Below are 24,314 nucleotides of genomic sequence, written 5' to 3'. Positions count from 1 at the left end.
AATATGGGCGTAGAAAATCAGGAATTCGGTATCGGCTCGGAAAAAGAGCAAGGCCCCAGTTGGCAGAAGAGCAACTGGCCACTGAACGCGATTGACGATCTGAATGTGGCGCTCGACCCCACGCAAATGGGCGTCGAGATTAAAGCGGCAGCAGAACAGGCTGGCGCGAAAATGTCGGATGCGGACGTTGCAGTGGCAGCGGAGAAATCCATTCGCGCGATGATGCTGATCCGCACCTATCGCGTGCGCGGGCATCTGGGCGCTAATCTTGATCCGCTCGGCCTCTCAAAGCTGGAAGAACCGGCTGATCTTACGCCGGAATATCACGGCTTTGCTGCCGATGAGATGGACAAACCCGTCTATCTGGGCGGCGTGCTTGGTTTTCAAACGGCTTCCATCCGCGAGATTGAAGCCGTGCTGCGGGCCAATTATTGCGGCTCGGTTGGCCTGGAATATATGCACATTGCCGACACCGAAGAACGACGATTTTTGCAGGACCGGATGGAAGGCAAGGATGCCGCGATCCAGTTTACGCCTGAAGGCAAAAAGGCGATCCTCAACAAGGTGATCGAGGGTGAGGAATATGAAAATTTCCTCGGAAAAAAATATGTCGGTACGAAACGCTTTGGCCTTGATGGCGGTGAGTCCATGCTGCCGGCGCTGGAAAATATTATCAAATATGGTGGCGCCGCTGGCGTCCGTGATATTGTCTATGGCATGGCCCATCGCGGGCGGTTGAACATTCTCGCTAATGTGATGGCAAAGCCCTATAAAGTGATCTTCCATGAGTTCCATGGCGGCTCTGCAAGCCCTGAAGATGTGGGCGGTTCAGGCGATGTGAAATATCACCTTGGCACGTCGAGCGACCGCGAATTTGATGGCATTAACGTCCACATGAGCCTTGTACCAAACCCATCGCATCTCGAAGCGGTGGATCCTGTGGTGCTGGGCAAAGTGCGCGCGCAGCAAGTCGCAAGGGATGATTTGGCCAAGCATGAGCAGGTGCTTCCGGTTCTCATTCACGGTGATGCGGCTTTTGCTGGCCAAGGCATTGTCTGGGAGTGTCTCGGCTTCTCAGGTATCCGTGGTTATAATACCGGCGGCTGCATTCATTTTGTGATCAATAACCAAATTGGTTTTACAACTAGTCCACAATTTGCCAGATCATCACCTTATCCTTCGGACGTCGCGAAGGGCGTCCAGGCGCCGATCTTCCATGTGAACGGCGATGATCCCGAAGCGGTGACTTTTGCGTGCAAAATCGCGATTGAATTCCGCCAGAAATTTGGACGGGATATTGTGATTGATATGTGGTGCTATCGCCGGTTCGGCCATAACGAAGGCGACGAGCCAAGCTTTACGCAGCCGATTATGTATGCCGCGATTAAAAAACATCCCAAGGTCAGCAAGCTCTATGAGCAACGACTGGTAGAAGAGGGCGTGATTGACGCGGAATGGGCAGACGGCAAACGGACGGAATTTGCCGACCACCTGGAGACAGAGTTTCAGGCAGCGGCGGATTACAAAGCCGACAAGGCCGACTGGTTTGGCGGCCGGTGGCAGGGGCTTCATGCGCCCGCCGATCCCGAAACCGCCCGGCGCAACGTTGATACCGCGATTGACAAGAAACTTTTCGACAGTCTTGGGCGGACGTTGACCGAAGTCCCCCTGCCCATAATATCCACAAGACACTGCAACGCGTTCTGGATGCCAAAGCCCAGATGTTCAAATCGGGCGAGAATTTCGATTGGGCGACGGGCGAAGCGCTGGCTTATGGTAGCCTGGTTTCCGAAGGTTATAATGTGCGGCTGTCCGGTCAGGATAGTGGGCGCGGGACATTTTCCCAGCGCCATGCCGTTTGGGTCGATCAGAAAACCGAAGAGAAATATATTCCGCTTAGCACAGTGCCGCATGGTCGGTTTGAAGTACTCGACAGTCCGCTCAGCGAATATGGTGTGCTGGGTTTTGAATATGGCTATGCCGGGGCAGACCCCAAAACGCTGGTGCTCTGGGAAGCGCAATTTGGCGATTTCGCCAACGGCGCGCAGATCATGATCGACCAGTTTATCGCCTCGGGTGAAGCCAAATGGTTGCGGGCCAATGGCTTGGTTATGCTGTTGCCGCATGGCTATGAAGGGCAAGGGCCGGAACATAGCTCGGCGCGGCTGGAGCGGTTTTTGCAGCTTTGCGCGCAGGATAATATTCAGGTTGCGAATATCACGACACCGGCCAATTATTTCCACGTATTGCGCCGCCAAATGCTGCGTAGTTTCCGCAAGCCTCTGGTGATTATGACACCGAAATCCTTGCTCCGTCACAAAATGGCCGTTTCAAAGGCAGAGGATTTTCAGGGCGATCAGCATTTCATGCGCATCTTGTCTGACACCAATCCGCCAGCGGATAAAGATGTGAAGCGTCTGGTGCTGTGTTCGGGCAAGGTTGCTTATGATCTGATCGAAGCGCGCGATGAAGCTGGCGACAAGAACACCGCTATCATCCGCATCGAGCAGCTTTATCCGTTTCCCGGCAAACCCTTGACGGTCCGGCTGAAGCGGATGAAAAATCTTGAGACCGTGGTCTGGGCACAGGAAGAGCCGCAAAATAACGGCAGCTGGCATTTTGTCCGGCCCTATCTGGAGGAGTGTGTTCAAGATGCAGGCCATGGCACGATTATACCGACCTATGCAGGGCGCGTTGCATCTGCATCGCCGGCAACCGGCTTGGCATCGCGGCACAAGCAGCAGCAAGAGCAATTGATTGCAGACGCGCTTGGGCACGCGTGATTTTGGCGAATAAAGATTGAAAAGAGAGCGTTAGCATATGGCAACAGAAGTAAAAGTTCCCGTCCTGGGTGAGTCCATCACCGAAGCCACTTTGGGCGAATGGCTGAAGCAACCAGGCGACACCGTCGCGGCGGACGAACCGATCGCTAGTCTGGAAACCGACAAGGTCGCACTGGAAGTGCCTGCGCCCCAAGCGGGCGTGATGGGTGAGCACATGGTTGCTGTCGGCGATACGGTCGAAGTGGGTGCGGTGATCGCTACCATTGAAGCAGGCAGCGGTTCCGGGACATCGACGAGCAAAGCCAAGGCCGTTGAGCCAACTGACCCGCCTGCCAAAACTGCCGCGACGACGGCTGAGGCCAAAGCCGAACAAGGTGAACCGGCATCGTCCATCACGCTGTCACCGGCAGTGCGGCGTCTGGTTCTTGAGCATGGAGTTGACCCCAGCAAAATCAACGGCAGCGGTAAAGATGGTCGCCTGACCAAGGATGATGTCGAGCAATATGTGAAAGTGGGCGGCGCAAAAGCCGATGTGCTGGCTGCCAAAGGCACGGCGACGGCGGCCGACACGCATCCAATCCCAAGCGCAACTTCTGTCGGCAGCAATCGCGGCGAGGAACGCGTGCGCATGACCCGCCTGCGTCAAACGGTCGCGCGACGGCTGAAAGAAGCCCAAGATACAGCCGCGCTTCTCACCACGTTCAACGATGTCGATATGACGGCTGTGATCGAAACGCGTAGCAAATATAAGGACCTGTTTGCCAAGAAGCATGGCGTGAAACTCGGCTTTATGGGCTTTTTCGCCAAGGCGGCATGCCTTGCGCTCAAGGACGTGCCTTCGGTCAATGCGCAGATTGACGGGGAGGAAATTGTCTATCATGATTATGTTGATATTTCGGTCGCGGTGAGCGCGCCCAACGGTCTTGTCGTTCCCGTCATCCGCAATGCCGAAGCGATGAGCTTTGCCGATGTTGAAAACACTATCGGCGATTTTGGCAAGCGGGCAAAAGACGGCACGCTGACGATGGCGGATATGGCGGGCGGGACTTTCACCATTTCTAACGGCGGCGTGTTCGGCAGCCTGATGTCGACACCGATTATCAACCCGCCGCAGTCGGCTGTGCTGGGTCTTCACCGCATTGAAGACCGGGCAGTGGTGGTAAACGGCGAAGTCGTCGTGCGGCCGATGATGTATCTGGCGCTGAGCTATGACCATCGGTTAATTGATGGGCGTGAGGCGGTTACGTTCCTCGTGAGGATCAAGGAAGCGATTGAGGATCCGACACGGCTTTTGATTGATCTTTAGTCTAACCCAACGTCTCGTCATCCTGAACTTGTTTCAGGATCTCCTGAGATGCTGAAACAAGTTCAGCATGACGAAGTGAGAGAAGAAAAATGACCGACAATTTTGACTATGACATTCTGATAATCGGCTCAGGCCCCGGCGGCTATGTGGCGGCTATTCGTGCTGCACAGCTGGGGTTGAAAACCGGCTGCATCGAGAGTCGCGAGACACTTGGCGGAACCTGCCTCAACGTGGGTTGCATCCCGTCCAAGGCGATGCTCCATGCTTCTGAAGTTTATCATGAGGCTTCCTCCGGTGCGCTGGAGAAATTCGGCGTCAAGATTTCTGGCGCAAAGCTGGATTTAAAACAAATGCATGCGGAAAAGGCTCTGGCGGTTTCCGAACTGACCGGCGGTATTGCGTTTTTATTCAAGAAAAACAAAGTCGACTGGATCAAGGGGCGTGGCGCATTTGAAAGCGCGAATAGCGTCAAGGTTGGCGACAAAAGCTATACCGCGAAAAACATCCTGATTGCCACCGGGTCTTCGGTTACACCATTACCCGGCGTTGAAGTCGATAACAGCAAGCATGTCGTGGTCGATAGCACCGGCGCGCTCGAATTACCCAAAGTGCCCGGTCACATGGTTGTGATTGGCGGCGGGGTTATCGGACTGGAATTGGGTTCGGTCTGGCTGCGGCTCGGCGCGAAGGTCACGGTCGTCGAATATCTCGACCAGATTTTGCCCGGCATGGACGGCGATATCCGCAAAGATGCTAACCGGATTTTCAAAAAGCAGGGCTTTGACATGAAGCTCGGCATGAAAGTCACCGGTGTAGCCGTGAAGGGCAAGAAGGCGACGCTCACCATGGAGCCGGCGAAGGGCGGCGATAGTGAAACATTGGAAGCCGATGTTGTGCTGGTGTCGATCGGCCGTAAACCGAATATAGATGGCTTGGCGCTGGAAAAATCAGGTGTCACCACTAATGATCGCGGCCAGATTGAAGTCGGTCATGATTTCCAGACATCGGTCAAAGGGGTCTACGCAATCGGTGATGTAACCCCGGGCCAATGCTCGCGCATAAGGCCGAGGACGAAGGCATCGCGGCGGCAGAATTTATTGCAGGCCAGCAGGGCATTGTGAATCACGACCTGATCCCCGGCGTTGTTTATACCCACCCTGAAATTGCTTCGATTGGCAAGACCGAGGAAGAGGTGAAGGAAAGCGGCGTCGAATATAAGGTTGGAAAATTCCCGTTCGCGGGTAACAGCCGCGCGAAGACGAACCGTGATACCGAGGGCTATGTGAAGATTATTTCCGACGCGAAAACCGACCGGGTGCTAGGCGCGCATATCATCTCTTCCCTAGCCGGAACGCTGGTTTCCCAAATCACGCAAGCCATGGAATTCGGCGCGACGTCAGAAGACATCGCCTATACCTGCCACCCGCATCCGACGCATAGCGAAGCGATCAAGGAGGCGGCGATGGCTGTGCAGGGCAAACCGATTCATATTTAGCGCGGTGCTGCATCAGCTAACGCGCCTGGCGGGTTTCATTGTCGCAGTCGTTATGGGCTGCATATATATGGTATTGGCCGATGCGCCGACTATCTATGTATTGGTAAATGGCTCGGCACTCGTGGGAGCGATTGCCATTGCATTGTTACTGAAGCGACCAACCAGCGAGCGGTCCGCTGCCACGTTGACCGGTTTGGGTGTGTTGCTGCTTGGCGGAACATTATTTAGCAGTCCTGAAATTGACGGCGTCCACCGCTGGATCGGGCTTGGACCGATACGGCTGCACATAGGCGTTGTTATTCTACCCGCGCTGGCTGCGATGCTGCCGCTAGTCGATCGACGAATTGCGCTGCTGAGCGTGATCCTGGTTAGTCTTATTGTCACGTTGCAGCCTGACCGGGCCAGTGCATTTGCGCTGTTTGTCGCTGTGCTGGTTCTGGCGATGGTCAAACGCAATGCGTGGGTTTTCGGGATGCTGACATTTGCAGGCGCAGGTCTTATCTGGACCTTGGGAAAGCCTGATCCATTGCAGAGTGTCCCGTTCGTTGAAAATGTCATTCCGGACGCCTGGGAATTTCATCCTTTTTTTGCAGCAGTTTTGGCGCTTGCGCTTATTCTGGCCTTGCTGATGCCGTTCTATCGCATTGATTTCAAAAATCATCTGCCGCTCACCATTTCTTTGACGGCGATGATCGGTTTTGTTCTAATTTCGCTACTCGGAGCCTATCCGGTGCCGCTTATTGGATATGGTGCTTCTGCCATTATTGGATATGGACTCGTTATGGGGCTGTCGACCGCCCGCAAGTACGAAACAGAAAGAAACGAAATTGAAACACCATAAATTCATGCGCTGGCACGTCTGGCTCGGGTGGCTTATCGGAGTTCCGATAATATTGTGGACGGCTAGCGGCTTGTTCATGGTGGTGCGCCCGATTGAGGAAGTGCGCGGTAATCATTTGCGGAACGAGGCACCGGCTCTTGTAGCGATACAACCCGTCGCGCCGTTACTGGAGGGAAGACAGGCAAAAACCCTTACTTTGCAGCAGAACAGCGACGGTCCGTTCTGGGTGGTCGCTTATGCCGATGGCGGAAAGCGCCGCGCCAATGCTTTGACCGGGGCGTTGCTCCCCCCGGTTTCGGCAACCGAAGCTGATCGAATGGCGAGAGCAGCACGATCTGACAATGTCGCGATCAAGTCGGTCAAAAGATATGGCGCGGACAACGCGCCGATGGACCAGCGCAGCGGACGGCCGTCTTGGCAGGTGGTTTTTGACGATGATGCGCGTTTCTATATTGATGCAGATACCGGCGAACTGCTGGCCGTGCGCACAAATTTCTGGCGGGCGTTTGATTTTATGTGGGGATTGCACATTATGGATTTGCAAACGCGAGAGGATACCCATCATCCGATATTGATCATCTTTGCGGGGATTTCGCTGGTGGGATCGATATTGGGATTTGTGATGCTGTTTACCCGTCGTAGAAGGCGTTGGCGTGCAGCGTAATATTTCCATTCCTGCTGAGCTTGTCGAAGTACGAGTGCGCGCTATCTGCTGTCCTTCGACAGGCTCAGGACGAACGGGGTTGCTCGTCGAGAGAGAAAGCAAGTGAACAGCGAAATTCTCTACAATGCGCTTGGCTGGCTTGATTTGTTCGGGATTGCCGTGTTCGCTGCTTCTGGCGCGCTGATGGCAGCGCGGAGCGGGCAGACCCTGGTTACGTTCGCATTCTTCGCTTTGGTTACCGGGGTGGGTGGCGGAACCGTGCGTGATCTGCTGATCGATGCGCCGGTTTTCTGGGTGCAGGATGCGCGCGTCCCCGTTTTATGTCTCGCCATCGCATTGCTGGTCTGGCTGACGCCTGTGAAATTTTGGAAACCGGCTGCAGTGGACTGGTTTGATGCAATCGGGTTGGCTGCTTATTCCGTTTTCGGAGCGGCGAAGGCATTGCAATTGGGTATTGATCCTGTGCCGGCGGCGATCATGGGGGTTATTACCGCCAGTGTTGGTGGTGTTATCCGGGATCTTATTGCCGGTGAACCTTCGATTATCGTCCGGCCTGAAATCTACGTCACCGCAGCGGCACTGTCGGCCTTTTCATTCGTGCTGTTCGCCCAAACCGGCATGCCGGGCATTATCGCCGCGTTGATCGCCTTCGCCGCAGGATTTGCCTTGCGCGCAATGGCTATCGTAAAAGGGCTGTCGCTCCCCTCCTATCGCGGCGCGGAAGACAGCGAGTAATTTTTGAGCCAGTCAAACCAGCTGATATTCGCAGCCTCACCGCGATAAAAACCGGCAGTACATTCCAGACACAATGCCTTCATATCTTCGCTCGCGAGCAGACCGCGTGCTGTGCTCAGCGCGTTGGCAAAACTCGACTTCTGCTGGCGGGCAATCCAGCCGACCATGCTGGTAACAGGTACAGATTTTGTTTTGGCAAACGGAAGGCCGTCAATCGGCAACCAGCGAAAGCCGTGCGGCTTTTCGAGATATTTCGCGTAATATTCGCCCTCACCCAATTTGGCACGCTTGGCCGCTTCTGCGAGCGCTTCTTCGATCCCGCCGAAGCTGTCTACCAGGCCAAGTTGCCTTGCTGTGCCGCCATCCCAGACCCGGCCTTGGCCAATCGTGTCCACCTCATCGCGGGTTTTTCCGCGGGATTTGGCAACCAGCGCAAGAAAATCCTCATAGCCATTTTCCACGCCCGCCTGCAAAACCGTATTGAGGTCATCGCCAAACCCGCCGACAAAATCTGGCTCGCCAGAGAGCGGCGTCGTCTGCACGCCGTCAGCGGTCACGCCCCATTTGGACAGTGCTTTTTCGAAGCTCGGCAAAACTGCAAAAATTCCGATGGAACCCGTGATCGTATCTGGCTCGGCCATGATGTGATCACCGGCTGCTGCGACCCAGTAGCCGCCGCTCGCAGCAACATCGCCCATCGAAATAACCACCGGCAGCTTTTTCTTTTTCGCTTCGGCGACAGCGAGGCGGATTTCCTCGCTACCGAACACCGAGCCGCCCGGAGAATCGACCCGAACAACCAGCGCCTTGATTTCGTCTTCGTCCAAAGCTTTGTAAATTTGTTCGGCAATCCGCCCGCTCGCAGCGATGCCGGGGCCCGCTTCACCGCCGACAATTTCACCAGCCACGGTGATGACCCCGATAGGCGAGCCGGTTTCTTCGGCCGGATTTGCAGCGACATAATTGGCGTAATCTATGGCCTTGAAGCTGTCGGGTGACGGGATTTCGTCGACGCCCACCTTCTCGGCAACAAATTTGTCAAACGCCCGTTTGTCGCCGATTTTGTCGACCAGCTTTTGCCCGATGGCTATTTTTGCATAGTCACCACCTGCAGCGGAGATCAACGCCGCCGGGTCTTTGGCATAAGGTTCGATGATCGCTTGCGGACGCGCCTTTTTGACTTGCGCCTGCCAGCTATCCCAAAGCACTGCGGCGAGCGCCTGAGATGCTTCCTTGGCCTCGGGTGACTGATCGGCGCGCAAATAGGGTTCCACGGCGCTCTTATAGGTTCCGACACGGTAAACATTGGCGGTGATGCCAAGCTGATCGATCAGGCCTTTATAATAAAGCCGGTTGCCGCCTGGTCCGGCAAACACGATCCCGCCCAATGGATCCATCCAGATTTCGTTAGCATGGGAGGCCAGTAAATACGCATCATCGCTGTAAAAATTGGCAAAAGCATAGACCGGTTTGCCCGACTTTTTCGCCTTGTCGAGCGCTTCTCCAATATTGGCGAGACTAGTCTGGCCGCCGCCGAGAAAGCTGCTCAGGTCTAGCACTATGGCTTTGACGCGATCATCTTTCGCTGATGCGTTGATCGCTCGCACGACATCACGCAGACGATATTCGGCAACGGCGCTTTGCCCGCCGCCGGTAAGAAATGTCATAAAGTCAATCTGTGCCGGTTCCTCGACAATCACGCCATCGAGATTGAGGAGCAATGCCCCCTCACCAATTGCGGCAGCATTCGGCCGGGCGGAGAGCGCTGCATAGAGTGCGGCGAAAAACAGCAACATCGCGATGAGTACGAGCCCGTCCTTAATCGCTACCAGAAATTTCCAAGCTGCCCGTGCAAACTGCATTATTCATCGACTCCAAAAGTAAATGGCGCACTATTACTAGCCCGCCATCAATATGGATATTTTAGTGCCGGATTACCAGCGTATAAGATGCGGCACGACAAACCGACCAATCACGGCACTGGCCAATACGGGTAATGTGAACCACAGACCAATATAATAAATATCGTTGAACGGGCAGTGGATATTATAGGCCGCCGCGCCCAATGCGCCTGATGCTATGCCGACCAGCCAGCCAGCGCGTTCGGGTGATGTCGGTGCGCCCTGCCTGAGCCAAAGCGTTAAACCGGTGCCAATAACACTCGCGGATAACAGGCTGACGACAAGACATTCCAGCCCGTATGTTGGACGTAACACTTCTACTGGCGGTGTGTTAATTGCGCTCATCATGGCGGCAGTGAGCGGGAAGAGCGCGGCAGTAGCCAAAGCCCATATCCAGCCCCGGTTCAATTTACCAACGCCAGGCCGTGCCATATTTACAGCGGCAAGACAGGTTGCCACACCCAGCATGAGCAGAACCCCGCTGCGCAGGAAGAACATTTCATCCACCATTCCCATTGCCAGATCATCACGGACGCCCATGAAAAACGAAACGGCGGCGAGCGCAGCCAAGCTCAAAAGCCCTGCCACAGCAAATCCGGTTACCGGGTTAATCGTTTTGACCGGTTTGAGATCATCGACCAAACCGTCGATCAGGCTCTTTGTTACTTCACGCATGACTTTAGTCCTTTTAGGCACTCTCAATAAGGGCGCTCATTTTTTTGAGACCCCGATGTATATTCACTTTGACCAGAGATTCCGTCTGGCCGGTCATCGACGCGGCTTCGTGAATGCTCAGGCCTTCAATTTTGACCAAGTTGATCACCTCTGCCTGTTTGTCCGGGATCATGCCGAGCAAACGCTCCAGACTTACCTTGGCGGTGACATCCTCATCCTGCGGATCGGCGACCATTTCTTCGTAAAGTTCATCATGGTCGTGGCGATAAATTTTGCGCAGGCTATCAATCCAGCGGTAGCGGCCAATTGCCGCAAGCCACGGCAAGAACGCTTTGGTGGAATCATAGCTTGACCGTTTGCGATGCAGCGAAATCAGCGTTTCCTGCACCAGATCATCTATCGCCGCCGGGTTGATTTTTCGCGCATAATATCGCCGTAGCCATTTCTCGCACTCTACGAGCAACGACGAATAGCACTGCTTGTCACCGCCCTGTGCTTTGATCATGAGCAACTTCAATGTTTCTTCATTGGCGATCATCACTTAGCTTTCCTTGCGGTGCGCTTCTGATCAACCCAGCTTGTGTCCGATTAATTTATCGACCGAGAACATCCCGCCGCCGCGCATCATCAGGATCAGTGCCAGTGCTACCCAGACCGCTACCGTTGCCCAAAGGTGAGCAAAGCTGGGGAACACAAAAAATTGGATAACTGCGGCCATGCCGAGCACGGCGACGGCGCTGAGCCGGGTTGCCAGACCGATCATCAACAGAAGGCCAATGGCGAGTTCTGTGAAACTGGTGAAATAAGCGCCAAATTCGCCGTTGATGATCGGCACATTGTTGAAAGGCGCTTCAGAGAACTGGTAGACAGCATTTTCAGTTAGCTGTGTCCAGGAGCCTTCTTCCATCCGGCTGGTTGCCGAGCGATAAAATACACCGCCAAGGCCGAGACGTGCCAGCAATAACGCGACGGACTCAAAAGCCGGACCGCTGATTTTCTCGAATATATTATTTATCAAATTCGTCATAGGTCATTCCCCGTATTGATCTTGTTTCACTATCGCACCGGCCTGCACAAGCTTGATTATGTGCCCCATGGCGATGGTTCCACTACTCAGTTCGATGGCGTTAGCCAAAAGGTTACCCATATTCGAAATATTTGTAATTTTTTGCGCTATTGAATGTTCAACAGCCGTCAGCGGGTGAAATAAAACCTGTGCTTCGGGGCGTACGACCATCAGTGCAAACGGTGCTTCTGTGCCGAGTTCCGATAATTGCGATGACAAGGGACCTGAGAGTCTGATCAGGCACATTGCGGGGTGTGCATTTATCGGGAGGGAAAGAAGTTCATCTTCAGTCAGGCTTGCGATATCTGACAGCGCGAGCGGAACGGATTCCTGGCTATGGTAGCTTTGCAGCCAGGCCCATTCGATGTGTGCCAAATCAATTTCGGTCCCGCCAGCCCCTTGCGCGCTCAGAAAGTCAGCAAAATCTGCGGCGATGGTATTCATATCGCAAGTCAGAATATGCGGCTGGTCAATGTAGTCCCGCGAAATGGCGTGAAATTGCTCGTGCCCCATATGCTCGTGAAGCTTGGGATAGGCATTTTCCAGCGCGACCAGACGCGCGTGCGAAACGGTATTGGCATGGGCCTTTAAGCCCAGCAACGCGCGGTCTTTGGTTTCTGTAAACATTCCATCGGGAAAATGCGCCGGGCCTTTTTGCAGGCATGCGATAAAGCGGGATTGGGATTCAGCGAGCGAGGGCATGAAGCGCTTCGGGTTGATGTTGCAATAGAATCGATTCAACTTTACTGACTTCATCCATCAGAACATCATATTCAGGAATGTCAGTATCCCACTCGATCAGCGTTGGTTTCGGGCCTGCTCGTTCAATGAAGCGATTATAGAGACGCCACGTCACATCGCTTACAATCGAGCCATGATCATCAATCAGCAATGGTCCGGATTCATGTTCTTCGCGGGCATGACCGGCCAGATGCATCTCGCCAACAATGGCTGGATCAATCGCATCCACATAGGCTTCCATATCAAGCCCGACATTGGTCGCCGTTACTTCGACATTATTGATATCAAACAACAGACCGCAGCCTGCCTGTTTGCAAAGCGCGTGGATAAAATCCGTCTCGCTCATTTCATCATCGGCATACGAAAGATAGCGCGATGGATTTTCGATCAGGATCGGTCTTTGCAGTCGATCCTGGACGCAGGAGATTTGCGTCGAAAAATGATCAAGCGCCTCCTGTGTATAGGGAATAGGGAGAAGATCAGGATAACGGTCGTGGGCATTGCCGCTCCAGCTCAAATGGTCAGAGACCATTGCCGGCTGATAACGATCACATAGAGCCGCAATCTTCTCCAGATCATATTGGTTGAGACCATCAGCGCTGCCGAGCGACAGGCCAACGCTATGAAAGCTCAACAGATAAACCTCGGCGATAGCGGTGAGCCAACGATGTGCTGGACCGCCATCACCGAAGTAATTCTGTGGATGAACCTCAACCCAGCCAGGTTTTCTTCTGGGTGTTTCCTTTGCTTTGTCGTCATCCAGCACATCATTATAATGGACCGATTTCAGACCTATGCCACCTGATGGAGGGAGGGAGCATGACATAGTGTGTCGCGCCGGAATTCGAGGATCAGGATTGCTGTTCATCCACAAAATATAAGCGTTTTAGCTCTTTTTGGCTACAGGCTTTGCATTGCCCTTGTGCGCAGTGAGCGTGCCGCCCATTTTAACGCAACTGTCTTTGGCAACATATTTCCAGGCATTACCCTGATAATTTATGGTTGAAGTGCCAGCGCAGCTTGTGCCTGGACCAGCGGCACAATCATTTTTCCCGGCCAAAGCAACGCCGAAGCATTTTTCTTTCGCGCCAGCAGCTTCGGCAGCAGTTGCCGATAGAGAAAGGGTCGCAGAGGCGGCTAGGGCCGCGGCAGCAGCGGTTGATTTGATAAGGGTGTTAGACATTGTATTTTCCTCTCAGGAAGTGGGGGATTAATGGTGAACGCTCTCTCAAACGCTCATCAAGCCATTCGCCGCCGCCTGCAAAAAAGTTACGGCACCAATCACGGAAAGTTGCGGATTGACTCGCAAACGAATCGCAAAGCCCCAGAAATCCAACAAAAAATTGTGGAAAAAATTTCGCTATTTCTCTTGACCCGGAATGATTAGCGCTTACATCGGCTCCGTTAGCACTCACCCAAGACGAGTGCTAATCCTCATTGAACCATTCCTGATGGCCCATGCGATCAACCGCTGGCCCGCTGGAATGAATGACAGGACAAGAAAGGGAAATATATGAAATTTCGTCCATTACATGACCGTGTACTGGTTCGCCGCATCGAGGCCGATTCAAAGACCTCTGGCGGAATCATCATTCCGGATAGTGCGCAGGAAAAGCCTTCCGAAGGTAAAGTTGTCGCAGTAGGCAAAGGCCTGAAAGACGACAACGGCAAAGTTACCGGCCTTGATGTTAAAAAGGGTGACAGCATCCTTTTCGGCAAATGGTCCGGCACCGAAGTCACCGTTGAAGGCGAAGACCTGATCATCATGAAGGAAAGCGATATTCTCGGAATCATCGAGTAGTTCGTTCTTTCTTTTTTCATTCAATCAATCTCATAACCAGAGGAAAATAACATGGCTGGTAAAGACGTAAAATTTGGTCGTGACGCCCGCGAACGCATCCTTAAAGGTGTAAACACGCTGGCTGATGCCGTTAAAGTAACCCTCGGCCCTAAAGGCCGTAACGTGGTTCTCGACAAATCATTTGGCGCGCCGCGCATCACCAAAGACGGTGTTTCGGTTGCCAAGGAAATCGAACTGAAAGACAAGTTCGAAAATATGGGCGCGCAGATGCTCCGCGAAGTTGCATCAAAAACCAATGATGTTGCTGGCGACGGCACCACCACGGCTACAGTGCTTGCTCAGGCGATTGTCAAAGAAGGCATGAAGTCTGTATCTGCCGGCATGAACCCGATGGATCTCAAGCGCGGCATTGACCTTGCGGTTGATAAAGTTGTCGCTGATCTCAAGAAGCGTTCGAAAGACGTCAAGGGCAGCGAAGAAATCGCACAGGTTGGTATTATTTCAGCCAATGGCGATGTTGAAGTCGGTCAGAAAATTGCTGAAGCGATGGAAAAAGTCGGCAAAGAAGGCGTGATCACGGTTGAAGAAGCCAAAGGTCTCGATTTCGAGCTAGACGTTGTTGAAGGCATGCAGTTTGACCGCGGTTATCTCTCGCCTTACTTCATCACCAATCCGGACAAGATGATTGCGGACCTCGAAAATCCATACATCCTGATCCACGAGAAAAAACTCACCAACCTGCAGCCTATGCTCCCGATTCTGGAAGCTGTTGTGCAAGCCGGACGGCCTTTGCTGATTATCGCTGAAGATATTGAAGGCGAAGCGCTTGCTACTCTGGTCGTAAACAAGCTGCGCGGCGGTCTGAAAATTGCAGCGGTGAAAGCACCTGGTTTCGGTGATCGCCGCAAAGCGATGCTCGAAGATATCGCGATCCTCACCAAAGGTGAAATGATCTCCGAAGATCTCGGCATCAAGCTGGAAAGCGTTACACTGGGCATGCTTGGTGAAGCCAAGAACGTCACGATCGACAAAGACAACACCACCATCGTGGACGGTGCTGGCAAGTCGAAAGACATCAAGGCGCGTGTGGAAGCGATCCGTAACCAGATCGAATCAACCACTTCCGATTATGACAAAGAAAAACTGCAAGAACGTCTGGCGAAACTCGCTGGCGGTGTTGCTGTGATCAAAGTCGGCGGCGCGACCGAAATCGAAGTGAAAGAGAAGAAAGACCGTGTCGACGATGCGCTGCACGCAACCCGTGCTGCTGTTGAAGAAGGCATTGTCCCAGGCGGCGGTGCTGCGCTTCTCTATGCTACTTCAGCCCTTAAAGGCTTGGAAGGCATCAACGAAGACCAGACCCGCGGCATCGACATTGTTCGTAAAGCGCTGCAGTCTCCCGTTCGCCAGATTGCTGAAAATGCCGGTTTTGACGGCGCGGTTGTTGCTGGCAAAATGCTCGACCAGAAGAGCAAGGAATTCGGCTTTAACGCATCAACCGATGTGTACGAAGATCTTGTGAAAGCTGGCGTGATCGATCCAACCAAGGTTGTGCGCGCTGCTTTGCAGGATGCGTCTTCGGTTGCCGGTCTGCTGATCACCACCGAAGCAGCTGTTGCCGAACTGCCAGAAGACAAGTCTTCTGGCGGCGGCATGCCTGACATGGGCGGCATGGGCGGCATGGGCGGCGGAATGGGTTTCTAAAAAACCCAAATCCGTTGGCACCAAGCTAACGCCGAAACAAACAGTGGGGCTGGAAGGAGACTTCCGGCCCTTTTTTTGTGTTGGGATCGGTTAAAAAATTTCCGGTTATTTTAAAGAGACCCGGTCTGTGCAATGGTGTCCCGATAAAGTTTTAGATGAGGATTCTGTATTATGACCAAAACACTCAAGATGCTTATGGCCACCGTTGGTCTGGCCGCCTTCATAACGACCGGTTCGTTGGCGGCGGCTCAAACAGTCGTCTATTCCAAGGCACCAGATACTCAAACTGCCGTCGAGGGGATTGCCACCACCGAAAGCGATCGCCTCAACATCTGGTTTGACCAGAAATTTGAGGAAGAGCTGGAATATAGCCCGATCCGCCAGACTACGCTCGGCCGAAAAACAAATTATGGCGATCTTGACGATTTCAGCACCGCCGCTGAAGATCGTCAGCTGGCATGGCGACGTGCTGCGACCGAGGAGATGAAAAGTAAATTTGACTACGATAAGCTAACCCCGGAGGCGAAAATCTCATGGGACATGTGGCTGTTCCGGCTGGCGCAGGCCGAAGCGGCGGTGCCATTTCGTTCAAACGACTATGTGTTGCATCATTTTAATGGCACCCATGCCTTTATCCCCACATTTCTGATCAACCAGCACCGGGTCGAAAGCGAGGCGGATATGGTTGCTTATATATCGCGCCTCGAACAAAGCGGGCGGGCGTTGAACCAATTGCTCGATCTGGCCTATGAAAATGCCAAGGCAGGCACACGGCCACCGCGCTTTTCCTACGAGGAAATTATCAATCAGGCGGAAAAGATAACAGCCGGCGCGCCGTTCACAAAAGGGGAGCCATCGGCGATCTGGAAAGATACACTGGAGAAGATCGCCGGGCTAGTGGAGAGCAAGACGATCACCGAAGCGCGCGCCGAGTCATTGCGCGAGCAAGCGCGAAAGGCGCTCACCACCAAGATGCAACCAGCCTACGCACGGATTATTGACTGGTTCAAAGCTGACCTACCCAATAGCGATGCCGAGGCGCGCGGCGTATCGGCGCTGAACAATGGCGAGGCGTTTTATAACTACCGGCTAGCGAACCAGACCACCACCAATCTGACCGCCGATGAAATTCACAACATCGGCCTGAGTGAAGTGGCGCGTATTCGCGGTGAGATGGAAGCGATCAAGGACAAGGTAAATTTCGAGGGCGACTTGCAGGCATTTTTCGCGTTCCTGCGCGCAGACGACCAGTTTTATTTCTCTGAAGACGACAAAGGCGCGCAGGATTATATTGACGCCGCCGAGAAGCATCTGGCTTTTATCAAAACCAAATTGCCGGAGTTTTTCGGAACCCTGCCCAAAGCCGATCTGGTCGTCAAACGCGTCGAACCTTTCCGCGAGCAGGACGGCGCGGCCCAGCATTATCGCACCGGAACGCCGGATGGATCGCGGCCAGGCACTTATTATGCGCATCTCTCCGATATGCGGGCGATGCCGATCCACAGTCTGGAAGTAATTGCCTATCACGAAGGCAATCCCGGCCATCACATGCAATCTTCCATCGCGCAGGAGTTGACAGGCATCCCTAAATTCCGTGCCCAGGGCGGGTATATCCCCGCCTTCGGCGAAGGTTGGGGGTTATATTCCGAGCTTCTGGCCAAGGAGATGGGTGCCTATGCCGATCCCTATTCCGATTTCGGACGCCTCACGACGGAGATGTGGCGCTCAATCCGGCTGGTTGTCGATACCGGGCTGCATTCCAAAGGCTGGAGCCAGGAAAAAGCGGTGCAATATTTCCTCGCCAACTCGCCAATCCCGGAAACCGCTGTTCGTTCCGAAGTGAAGCGCTATCTAGTGATGCCGGGGCAGGCGACAAGCTATAAAATCGGGATGCTAAAAATTCTTGAGTTGCGGGCCAAAGCGGAAAAAGAGCTCGGCGATAAATTGGATATTCGCGGCTTTCACGACACTGTTCTGGGCGGCGGCTCGGTTCCGTTGAACATATTGGAGAAGGTGATCGACCAGTGGATCGCCAACGAAAAAGCATCTTGAGTTAGCCATATGGTCGCTAGCACATTTGAACTTTTTAAAATTGGTGTCGGGCCTTCCAGTTCCCACACGATGGGACCGATGCTGGCGGCAGCGTTATTCATCGGTCGCGTCGCTGAGACTGGGAAGCTGGCACAGGTCACGCGGCTGGAAACCCTGCTTTTTGGTTCGCTGGCATTGACCGGCAAGGGCCATGCTACGGACCGCGCGATATTGCTTGGTCTCTCTGGGCAAAAGCCCGAAAAAATCGAGCCGGATGCTGCAGACATTTTGGTGAGCGAAATTCGTGGAACAAAGCGAATCAGGTTGAACAGTGAACACGAAATTGCTTTTAACGAAGATGCAGACGTCATCTTCGACCAGAAAAAGCGCCTCGATTTTCACAGTAATGCGATGCGTTTCAACGCGTTTAATGGTGATACGCTGGTCGAGACCCGCGTCTATTATTCGGTTGGAGGCGGGGCGATATTGGATGAAGACCAGATCGGAGCCAATAATCCTGAAGCTGGTCTGTGGGACGTCCCGCATGCTTTTTGTTCCGGCGCGGACCTCCTCAAAATTGCAGCAGACAAGAATATTTCGATTGCCGATATCATGCGCAATAATGAGCGGACGGCAAAGGGCGACAACGAGATCAGTGGCGATATCAGAAAAATTGTTGATGCCATGTCGGCCTGTATCGATCGTGGCATAAAGAATGGCGGTATCCTGCCAGGTGGTTTGAAAGTCAAACGCCGCGCCCCGTTGATCTACGGACGTCTGATGGAACGTCAGGAGCGGGCATTATCTGACCCGCTTACAATTCTCGATTGGGTGAACCTCTGGGCGCTGGCGGTGAACGAGGAAAACGCGGCGGGCGGCAAAGTCGTGACGGCCCCCACCAATGGAGCCGCTGGAATCGTCCCTTCGGTGCTGCGCTTCTATGAAAGATTTGCTCCGAAGGCAGATGAAGCTGGCGTTGAGACTTTCATCCTCACTGCCGCCGCCATTGGTTCGCTATTCAAGGAAAATGCTTCAATATCCGGCGCTGAAGTCGGCTGTCAGGGGGAAGTAGGCGTGGCCTGTTCCATGGCCGCTGCTGGCTTGACTGCCGCTTGGGGCGGCACACCGCTGCAGGTTGAGAATGCCGCCGAAATCGGCATGGAGCATAATCTCGGCCTGACCTGCGATCCGGTTGGGGGGCTCGTGCAGGTGCCGTGCATTGAGCGCAATGCTGTTGGCGCGGTAAAAGCGATTGAGGCCGCGCGACTTGCCATATTAGGGGATGGCACCCACCGCGTCAGTCTGGATGAGGTCATCGAAACGATGCGCAAGACAGGGCTGGATATGTCCGAGCGCTACAAGGAAACATCGCAAGGCGGATTGGCTGTCAATCTGGTGGAATGCTGAGCGCGCACCCCTCCTAATATCGCCAATGGGCCAAGCGTGATTTTGCTTTAGGTTATGTTTCTCGGGGGAATGATCTACCCGATGGGGAACAAGCAATGACAACAAGACAAATCTGGCAACTGGAAAGCCGTCCGGAAGGTAACGACTTTGTTTCCGCAATCAGGCTGGTTGAGGAGCAGATACCGCCGCTTGCTGACGGCGAGGTGTTGGTGAAAAATATCTATCTCTCGATGGATGCTGGCACCCGCATGTGGATGACGGCGCGGGAAGACGGTTATAATCCGCCGCTGCCGTTGGGATCGCCAATCACAGGTCTGACGATGGGATATGTTGCCGCCTCCAATGCAGCGGGTTTTGCCGAAGGCGATCTGGTGCGCGGTTTCGGGCAATGGTCGGACCAGTCGGTTGTTCACGCAGAACTGGGCGGTCTATTCAAACTTGATGATAGCGTCGAAGACATCCGCCAGCATTTCGGAGTGCTTGGCATGAACGGCTGGACTGCGCTTTGGGGTCTGATCGAGACAGCAAAAATTCAGCCCGGAGAGAATGTGCTGGTTTCCGCTGCGGCGGGTTCGACCGGGATGTTGGCATGTCAGATCGCCAAAATATTAGGTTGCAATGTTTACGGTCTCGCGGGGGGTGCAGAGAAGTGCCGCTGGCTTGAGGACGAGATCGGTATCACCAAGGCGATTGACTATAAGACCGCCGATATTGGCGCGGAACTAGGCCAGATACAGGACGGTATAAACGCCTATTTCGATAATGTTGCAGGACCGATACTCGATGCGGTGCTCCCCAACATGGCGTTATACGGGCGTATCGCGCTATGCGGACTCATGGCGCAATATAGCGGCGACGGGCGGGCTCGCGGTCCTGAACATTTTGACCAGATCCTCATGAAGCGACTTTCGGTGATCGGCTTTTTCTCGCCCGACTTTATGGACCAGGGAGAGCGATTGACAGCGCAGCTCAAGACTTGGCTGGATGACAGCAAATTACAGATGCCGTTTGATGTCACCGAGGGGCTGGAGAATACGCTTGATGCTTATGAAAGGCTTTTTACCGGCGCTAATATCGGCAAGGTTCTGGTGAAGCTCTAGGACTTTTTGAAGCCTAAACCCCATAGCGCCAATCCCATGATTGATAGTGCATAAATGATCGCCATTGTTGAAATCCCGCCCCAGCCGTAAAATTCATAGGTCGCTGTTCCCAGCCAGCTGGATATTCCGCCGCCGATGAACATGATGACGACATAGATGGTCATCAACCGGGTTCTGATTTCGGGCGCGCGGCTGAACATGATCGTCCGGCTGCAGACATCGATAGAAGCGCCGCCCAACGTGTTGAAGATTATTGCTATCACCAGCAACCAGAGATTTTGTCCGGCAAACGGCAATATGAACACGCCCACCAACTGGAGAAAAGAAAAATAGACCCGCGCCCGTTCAGCGCCGATCCGGTCCGCGAATTTTCCGGCATAGGGCGAGGCGAGAACATTTATCGCCGCTATGATAGCAAGATAGCCGACCGTATCAACGCCGTAACCATTGCGCGGCAAATGCAGCCCGATAGCGAGCCATAGGGCGAGAAACAGCCCAAAGGACAGCGCCTGCATCAGCCCGCCGAGAGGGACTTCCGGTAAAGACTTCATTATTGGCCAGAGCGAGCGCAACAATTCGCCATAGCGTGGCGGCTCTACGCCGGACGGATTCTCGTCCTGCCTGCGCTCCATAATTAACGGCAACAAGATCACGAGCAAGGCCATAGACCCAACACCCACCCAAAAGGCCGAGCGCCAGCCGAAATAATGGCCAAGCAATCCGCCGCCGACCCGGCTGACCAATATTCCCAGGGTGACGCCGGCAGTCATAATCCCCGTGACATGGCCGATGCGTCCCGGGCGGACGCGCTGCGTCACATAGGCCGGCAACAAATAGGGCGTTATCGTGAAAAACCCCAGCAGCGATGAGGCGGTAACAAACAGCATGAAACTGCCGGACAAAGCCATGGTCAGCATCGCAAAAAATTGACCGATGACAAAAATCGTCACCAGCTTGCGATTGTTAATCCGGTCGCCGAGCGGCAGCAGCAGCAAAATGCCTAGCGCCAGCGCAATCTGGTTGAACGCCGGGACCAACCCGATGGTCGCGCCGCTAACGCCGAATTCTTCCGCCACCGGTGTGACCAGCGGGTGGATATAATAGCCATTGGCAACCACCGCCGCAGAGGCGAGAGCGAACAGAAACAGCTTGAACTCGCTGATCCGCGGCGGTGCGGTGTTTTCGGATTTATCGGGGTCGGACATTCCCGATTGGCTTAACCCATTCGACCGAAAGCGGAAATCAATATTCTTCGCTATAGCTTATCTATTATGTCAGCCAAGTCCGACGCTTGCTTGCCATAAACGCGTTCGTGCAGCGCGGTGATCAATTTTGGATCGGCAATATCGGGATGGCCGCTGTTAAACGGCGGGTTAGGGTCATATTCAAGGCTGAGTTGCACCGCTTCGGCGAGCTGTTGACCAGCGACCTCGGCGAGGACCGTCAGGGCAAAATCAACGCCGGATGTCACACCGCCAGCGGTAATCACATTGCCATCTTTGACCACCCGCGCCTTTTCATGGCGCGCGCCGAACTTTTCGAGCAGGTCGGTATAGGCCCAGTGGCTTGTCGCGCGTTTCCCATTGAGCAGTCCTGCCGCGCCGAGCGTCAGCGATCCGGTGCAGACCGAGGTGACATATTGCGCTCCCTTTGCCTGATCGCGCACAAAGTTGATTGTCGCTTGATCCTGGATCACTTCGCGGGTGCCAAACCCGCCTGGGACGCAAAGCAAGTCTGCTTGCGGACAATCGGCAAAATTGGTCGAAGGCAGGATTGCAAAGCCGCTATCCGTCTGAATTGGTTTCACCTTTTTGACGGCTGTGTGGATTACCGCCCCTGGCAAGCGTGCCAGAACCTGCGCAGGGCCGGTAAAATCAAGCTGGGTAATCCCGTCAAAGATCAGGAAGACGATGTGGAAGGGTTTGGGTGCACTGAAAGCATCGGTCATCGAGCATTCTCCTTTATTCCAAGAAATGCCCAGGCGATCGGCTGTAGTAATATTTCCGCTCCCCGGTGGTAGTCCACCTTGATCTCGCCAGTTGCGGAAGACGGGTTGTTAGCACTACGGAGCTTCATGCACAAACTGCTTTTGCGGGTCATGCTAACAGTCTTGCCATCAGTCTGGCTTGGCCATATTGCTCGTTGATGATCACGCGATTTTCCCCGGCCAGATGAGCGAGCCTGCACGCAATTTGCCAATGGGCGCAGATCTTTATGGTGAGCTGCTGATCACGGCAGATGACCGGCCCACCACCATCCGCAAAACGATCCCCGGCCTTTTGCTGGCGTTCATCGCATCGCTCGCGGCGGCATGGCTGAGTGAACATTATGGCGTGCCGCTAATCCTGATGGGCTTGCTGATCGGGCTGGGTCTGAATTTTGTTAATCAGGACAAGCGCCTCGCGCCCGGACTCACTTTCGCTTCGCAGACCCTGTTGCGCATCGGCATAGTTTTGATTGGTGCGAAGGTCACATTGGCGCAATTTGGCGCTCTCGGCCTGCCTGCGTTCGGGGCGCTACTGGTGATCATGCTCAGCGTGATTGCAGCGGGCATATTGGCGGCGAAATTTTTGAAACAGGATATGCTTTTTGGGCTGCTGGCTGGCGGCGCGACCGCCATTTGCGGGGCGTCGGCAGCATTGGCCTTATGGAGTTTGATCGGCGAAAAACGGATTGATCAAGCGCGTTTCACTCTGGTGCTGGTCGGCATTTTCATGATGAGCGCGATGGCGCTGGCCTTTTATCCCGCCATTGCCGGGATACTGGAATTGAGCGACAGGCAGGCCGGTTTTCTGATTGGCGCTTCCATTCATGATGTCGCACAGGCGATTGGCGGCGGTTTTTCCTATTCGCAAGCCGCCGGCGAGATTGCGACTATTGTCAAGCTGACGCGGGTTGCGCTGCTAGCCCCGCTTGTCGCTATTTTTGCCATCTGGTTGCGCGCGCAAGCCAAAAAAACGGGAGCTGATGATGTCACTCTTGGTAGCGCAGTGCCGCGCTTTGGCCTGCCGTGGTTCATTATCGGGTTTATTCTTCTGGTGCTGGTAAACTCGATGTTCAATTTGCCCGGCACTCTGGTTGGATATAGCCAGGATTTGGCGTCCTGGATGCTGCTTCTATCGGTCGTAGCAACGGCAATGAAATCCAACATGAGCGCGCTTTTGACCCAAGGGTGGCGCAGCTTTGTGCCGGTTATCGCGGCAACGGCAGTAGCGTTTTTCATGGCGCTCGGAGCTGCCATGCTGCTTTAATGCAAACAGGCTGATTTGGCCCGATAGCCAGCCCTTGTTCAGCCATTCACGCTAGGGTACACCGATGAGTTATGTGAACCAGAACAAAGGAAGCCAGCGGATCAAGTCGCTGGTTGCGGTCATCGTGATCCATGCCGTTCTGGGTTATGCGCTGGTCAGTGGAACGGGCGTTGATATATCCAGCGCAGTGAGCGACGGCTTCAAGGTGATCGCCCTGTCACCGGAACCGCCGCCCGAGCCAGTTAGAGAACCTGCACCGAAAAAAGCCGAGGCGAAGGAGGCCGAAGGCGCTGCGTCTGCAGAAAACCTGAAGGCCAAACCGACACAGATTGTGGCGCCAAAGCCTAAAGTGAAATTGAAAGTGAAATCCCCGGTTCGGGCTGCACCAAAGCCCGGACCCGGCAATGATGCCACTGCTGGTGCGTCAGACCGGAAGGGCCCCGGCTTCGGTGCAGGTGGCGCTGGCGACGGCACGGGCAGCGGACGCGGCGGTGATGGTTCAGGCGGCGGTGGGATGGTGTCCGGGCCCGCTCATAAATCCGGTGCGATCACCCGTAAGGATATTCCCCGCGCTGTCTGGAAATCCGGAGTCGGCGGAACAGTCGTGGCACGCTTCATGGTCGAACCCGATGGCCGGGCGACAGCTTGCGAAATCAGGCAATCGAGCGGCTATGCGGAGCTCGACAATGAAACCTGCCGGCTGCTTACGACCCGTTTCCGGTTCGAACCTGCTCGCGACGCGCAGGGTAAAGGCATACGTGCAGCTTACGGATGGCGGCAGGATTGGTGGCACGGGCGGCGCAAAAACTGAGC

20 protein-coding genes, 2 pseudogenes and 1 riboswitch are annotated in these 24,314 nt (G+C 54.3%); of the genes and pseudogenes, 13 read left to right on the top strand and 9 right to left on the bottom strand.

Annotation, left to right across the window (positions count from 1 at the left end; translation table 11 throughout):
• Window positions 1–3 precede the first annotated feature (3 nt).
• The 6 genes and pseudogenes from HF685_RS09990 to HF685_RS09965 all read left to right on the top strand — a co-directional run bounded on the left by HF685_RS09990 (window position 4) and on the right by HF685_RS09965 (window position 7,824).
• Window positions 4–2,783 (top strand): annotated as a pseudogene (locus HF685_RS09990) (2-oxoglutarate dehydrogenase E1 component).
• A 37-nt stretch (window positions 2,784–2,820) separates the two neighbouring features.
• The gene (odhB, locus tag HF685_RS09985) at window positions 2,821–4,089 is read left to right on the top strand and encodes a 2-oxoglutarate dehydrogenase complex dihydrolipoyllysine-residue succinyltransferase (RefSeq protein ID WP_168819680.1); all 1,269 of its coding nucleotides are present in this window, start codon (window positions 2,821–2,823) and stop codon (window positions 4,087–4,089) included.
• An 89-nt stretch (window positions 4,090–4,178) separates the two neighbouring features.
• Window positions 4,179–5,584 (top strand): annotated as a pseudogene (gene lpdA / locus HF685_RS09980) (dihydrolipoyl dehydrogenase).
• 52 nt (window positions 5,585–5,636) lie between these two features.
• Window positions 5,637–6,425 carry a hypothetical protein gene (locus tag HF685_RS09975; protein WP_168819678.1) on the top strand — a complete coding sequence of 263 codons (789 nt, stop codon included), beginning with the start codon at window positions 5,637–5,639 and terminating at the stop codon, window positions 6,423–6,425.
• Window positions 6,412–7,089, top strand: a complete 678-nt coding sequence (locus tag HF685_RS09970) for a PepSY domain-containing protein (protein ID WP_246218578.1) — start codon at window positions 6,412–6,414, stop codon at window positions 7,087–7,089. The genes HF685_RS09975 and HF685_RS09970 overlap by 14 nt, the downstream gene beginning before the upstream one ends.
• Window positions 7,090–7,191: 102 nt before the next feature.
• Window positions 7,192–7,824: a trimeric intracellular cation channel family protein gene (locus tag HF685_RS09965; protein ID WP_246218577.1), complete on the top strand. Its 633-nt coding sequence runs from the start codon at window positions 7,192–7,194 to the stop codon at window positions 7,822–7,824.
• Here the strand turns inward: HF685_RS09965 and sppA are convergent.
• The 7 genes from sppA to HF685_RS09930 all read right to left on the bottom strand — a co-directional run bounded on the left by sppA (window position 7,797) and on the right by HF685_RS09930 (window position 13,390).
• Window positions 7,797–9,686: a signal peptide peptidase SppA gene (gene sppA / locus HF685_RS09960; protein ID WP_168819676.1), complete on the bottom strand. Its 1,890-nt coding sequence runs from the start codon at window positions 9,684–9,686 to the stop codon at window positions 7,797–7,799. The genes HF685_RS09965 and sppA overlap by 28 nt on opposite strands.
• Before the next feature lie 72 nt (window positions 9,687–9,758).
• Window positions 9,759–10,400 (bottom strand): NrsF family protein, encoded by a 642-nt coding sequence (locus HF685_RS09955; RefSeq protein ID WP_168819674.1) that lies wholly within the window; start codon window positions 10,398–10,400, stop codon window positions 9,759–9,761.
• 13 nt (window positions 10,401–10,413) lie between these two features.
• Window positions 10,414–10,938: a sigma-70 family RNA polymerase sigma factor gene (locus tag HF685_RS09950; RefSeq protein WP_168821468.1), complete on the bottom strand. Its 525-nt coding sequence runs from the start codon at window positions 10,936–10,938 to the stop codon at window positions 10,414–10,416.
• A gap of 30 nt (window positions 10,939–10,968) precedes the next feature.
• Window positions 10,969–11,427, bottom strand: coding sequence for a DoxX family protein (locus tag HF685_RS09945; RefSeq protein WP_168819672.1), 459 nt, complete (start codon window positions 11,425–11,427; stop codon window positions 10,969–10,971).
• Window positions 11,428–11,430: 3 nt separating this feature from the next.
• Window positions 11,431–12,168: an HvfC/BufC N-terminal domain-containing protein gene (locus HF685_RS09940; protein ID WP_168819671.1), complete on the bottom strand. Its 738-nt coding sequence runs from the start codon at window positions 12,166–12,168 to the stop codon at window positions 11,431–11,433.
• On the bottom strand, window positions 12,152–13,033 hold the full coding sequence (gene bufB, locus HF685_RS09935; RefSeq protein ID WP_168819669.1) for an MNIO family bufferin maturase: 882 nt from the start codon (window positions 13,031–13,033) through the stop codon (window positions 12,152–12,154). Before bufB ends, HF685_RS09940 begins: the two co-directional genes overlap by 17 nt.
• A gap of 60 nt (window positions 13,034–13,093) precedes the next feature.
• The gene (locus HF685_RS09930; protein ID WP_168819667.1) at window positions 13,094–13,390 is read right to left on the bottom strand and encodes a BufA1 family periplasmic bufferin-type metallophore; all 297 of its coding nucleotides are present in this window, start codon (window positions 13,388–13,390) and stop codon (window positions 13,094–13,096) included.
• Window positions 13,391–13,720: 330 nt separating this feature from the next.
• Between HF685_RS09930 and HF685_RS09925 the strand changes: the two genes are divergently transcribed.
• From HF685_RS09925 to HF685_RS09905, 5 genes are all read left to right on the top strand, one after another.
• Window positions 13,721–14,008, top strand: coding sequence for a co-chaperone GroES (locus HF685_RS09925; protein WP_168819665.1), 288 nt, complete (start codon window positions 13,721–13,723; stop codon window positions 14,006–14,008).
• A 51-nt stretch (window positions 14,009–14,059) separates the two neighbouring features.
• Window positions 14,060–15,712 carry a chaperonin GroEL gene (gene groL / locus HF685_RS09920; RefSeq protein ID WP_168819664.1) on the top strand — a complete coding sequence of 551 codons (1,653 nt, stop codon included), beginning with the start codon at window positions 14,060–14,062 and terminating at the stop codon, window positions 15,710–15,712.
• A 171-nt stretch (window positions 15,713–15,883) separates the two neighbouring features.
• A complete protein-coding gene (locus HF685_RS09915) occupies window positions 15,884–17,764 on the top strand; it encodes a DUF885 domain-containing protein (RefSeq protein WP_246218576.1) in 1,881 nt (626 codons plus the stop codon).
• Window positions 17,765–17,773: 9 nt separating this feature from the next.
• On the top strand, window positions 17,774–19,150 hold the full coding sequence (locus HF685_RS09910) for an L-serine ammonia-lyase (protein WP_168819662.1): 1,377 nt from the start codon (window positions 17,774–17,776) through the stop codon (window positions 19,148–19,150).
• A 95-nt stretch (window positions 19,151–19,245) separates the two neighbouring features.
• Complete coding sequence (locus HF685_RS09905) at window positions 19,246–20,250, top strand: NADP-dependent oxidoreductase (protein ID WP_168819661.1); 1,005 nt, start codon at window positions 19,246–19,248, stop codon at window positions 20,248–20,250.
• Here the strand turns inward: HF685_RS09905 and HF685_RS09900 are convergent.
• Together HF685_RS09900 and HF685_RS09895 are read right to left on the bottom strand one after the other, a co-directional pair.
• Complete coding sequence (locus tag HF685_RS09900) at window positions 20,247–21,455, bottom strand: MFS transporter (protein WP_168819660.1); 1,209 nt, start codon at window positions 21,453–21,455, stop codon at window positions 20,247–20,249. The two genes, HF685_RS09905 and HF685_RS09900, sit on opposite strands and share 4 nt — an antisense overlap.
• 50 nt (window positions 21,456–21,505) lie before the next feature.
• The gene (locus HF685_RS09895; RefSeq protein ID WP_168819659.1) at window positions 21,506–22,198 is read right to left on the bottom strand and encodes a DJ-1/PfpI family protein; all 693 of its coding nucleotides are present in this window, start codon (window positions 22,196–22,198) and stop codon (window positions 21,506–21,508) included.
• 20 nt (window positions 22,199–22,218) lie between these two features.
• A riboswitch (ZMP/ZTP riboswitch) is annotated at window positions 22,219–22,303 on the bottom strand.
• Window positions 22,304–22,376: 73 nt separating this feature from the next.
• On the opposite strand from HF685_RS09895, the gene HF685_RS09890 reads away from it, so the two are divergent.
• Both HF685_RS09890 and HF685_RS09885 read left to right on the top strand, forming a co-directional pair.
• Entirely contained in the window at window positions 22,377–23,501 is a 1,125-nt protein-coding gene (locus HF685_RS09890; RefSeq protein WP_343040042.1) for a YeiH family protein, read from the top strand.
• A gap of 64 nt (window positions 23,502–23,565) precedes the next feature.
• A complete protein-coding gene (locus tag HF685_RS09885; RefSeq protein ID WP_168819658.1) occupies window positions 23,566–24,312 on the top strand; it encodes an energy transducer TonB in 747 nt (248 codons plus the stop codon).
• The last annotated feature ends 2 nt before the right edge of the window (window positions 24,313–24,314 follow it).

The organism is Parasphingorhabdus halotolerans, assembly GCF_012516475.1.
GTDB lineage: Bacteria > Pseudomonadota > Alphaproteobacteria > Sphingomonadales > Sphingomonadaceae > Parasphingorhabdus > Parasphingorhabdus halotolerans.
The sequence above is the reverse complement of the archived record's forward strand: the minus strand, read 5'-3'. Positions and strand labels throughout refer to the sequence as shown.

Bases quoted from the DNA above. Each gene is read 5' to 3' on its own strand.
- HF685_RS09910 (WP_168819662.1), top strand. From the start codon at position 17,774: ATGGTCGCTAGCACATTTGAACTTTTTAAAATTGGTGTCGGGCCTTCC.
- HF685_RS09955 (WP_168819674.1), bottom strand. From the start codon at position 10,400: ATGCGTGAAGTAACAAAGAGCCTGATCGACGGTTTGGTCGATGATCTC.
- HF685_RS09885 (WP_168819658.1), top strand. From the start codon at position 23,566: ATGAGTTATGTGAACCAGAACAAAGGAAGCCAGCGGATCAAGTCGCTG.
- HF685_RS09940 (WP_168819671.1), bottom strand. From the start codon at position 12,168: ATGCCCTCGCTCGCTGAATCCCAATCCCGCTTTATCGCATGCCTGCAA.
- groL (WP_168819664.1), top strand. From the start codon at position 14,060: ATGGCTGGTAAAGACGTAAAATTTGGTCGTGACGCCCGCGAACGCATC.
- bufB (WP_168819669.1), bottom strand. From the start codon at position 13,033: ATGTCATGCTCCCTCCCTCCATCAGGTGGCATAGGTCTGAAATCGGTC.
- HF685_RS09915 (WP_246218576.1), top strand. From the start codon at position 15,884: ATGACCAAAACACTCAAGATGCTTATGGCCACCGTTGGTCTGGCCGCC.
- HF685_RS09895 (WP_168819659.1), bottom strand. From the start codon at position 22,198: ATGACCGATGCTTTCAGTGCACCCAAACCCTTCCACATCGTCTTCCTG.
- HF685_RS09975 (WP_168819678.1), top strand. From the start codon at position 5,637: ATGGGCTGCATATATATGGTATTGGCCGATGCGCCGACTATCTATGTA.
- sppA (WP_168819676.1), bottom strand. From the start codon at position 9,686: ATGCAGTTTGCACGGGCAGCTTGGAAATTTCTGGTAGCGATTAAGGAC.
- HF685_RS09930 (WP_168819667.1), bottom strand. From the start codon at position 13,390: ATGTCTAACACCCTTATCAAATCAACCGCTGCTGCCGCGGCCCTAGCC.
- HF685_RS09925 (WP_168819665.1), top strand. From the start codon at position 13,721: ATGAAATTTCGTCCATTACATGACCGTGTACTGGTTCGCCGCATCGAG.
- HF685_RS09905 (WP_168819661.1), top strand. From the start codon at position 19,246: ATGACAACAAGACAAATCTGGCAACTGGAAAGCCGTCCGGAAGGTAAC.
- HF685_RS09900 (WP_168819660.1), bottom strand. From the start codon at position 21,455: ATGTCCGACCCCGATAAATCCGAAAACACCGCACCGCCGCGGATCAGC.
- HF685_RS09950 (WP_168821468.1), bottom strand. From the start codon at position 10,938: ATGATCGCCAATGAAGAAACATTGAAGTTGCTCATGATCAAAGCACAG.
- HF685_RS09945 (WP_168819672.1), bottom strand. From the start codon at position 11,427: ATGACGAATTTGATAAATAATATATTCGAGAAAATCAGCGGTCCGGCT.
- odhB (WP_168819680.1), top strand. From the start codon at position 2,821: ATGGCAACAGAAGTAAAAGTTCCCGTCCTGGGTGAGTCCATCACCGAA.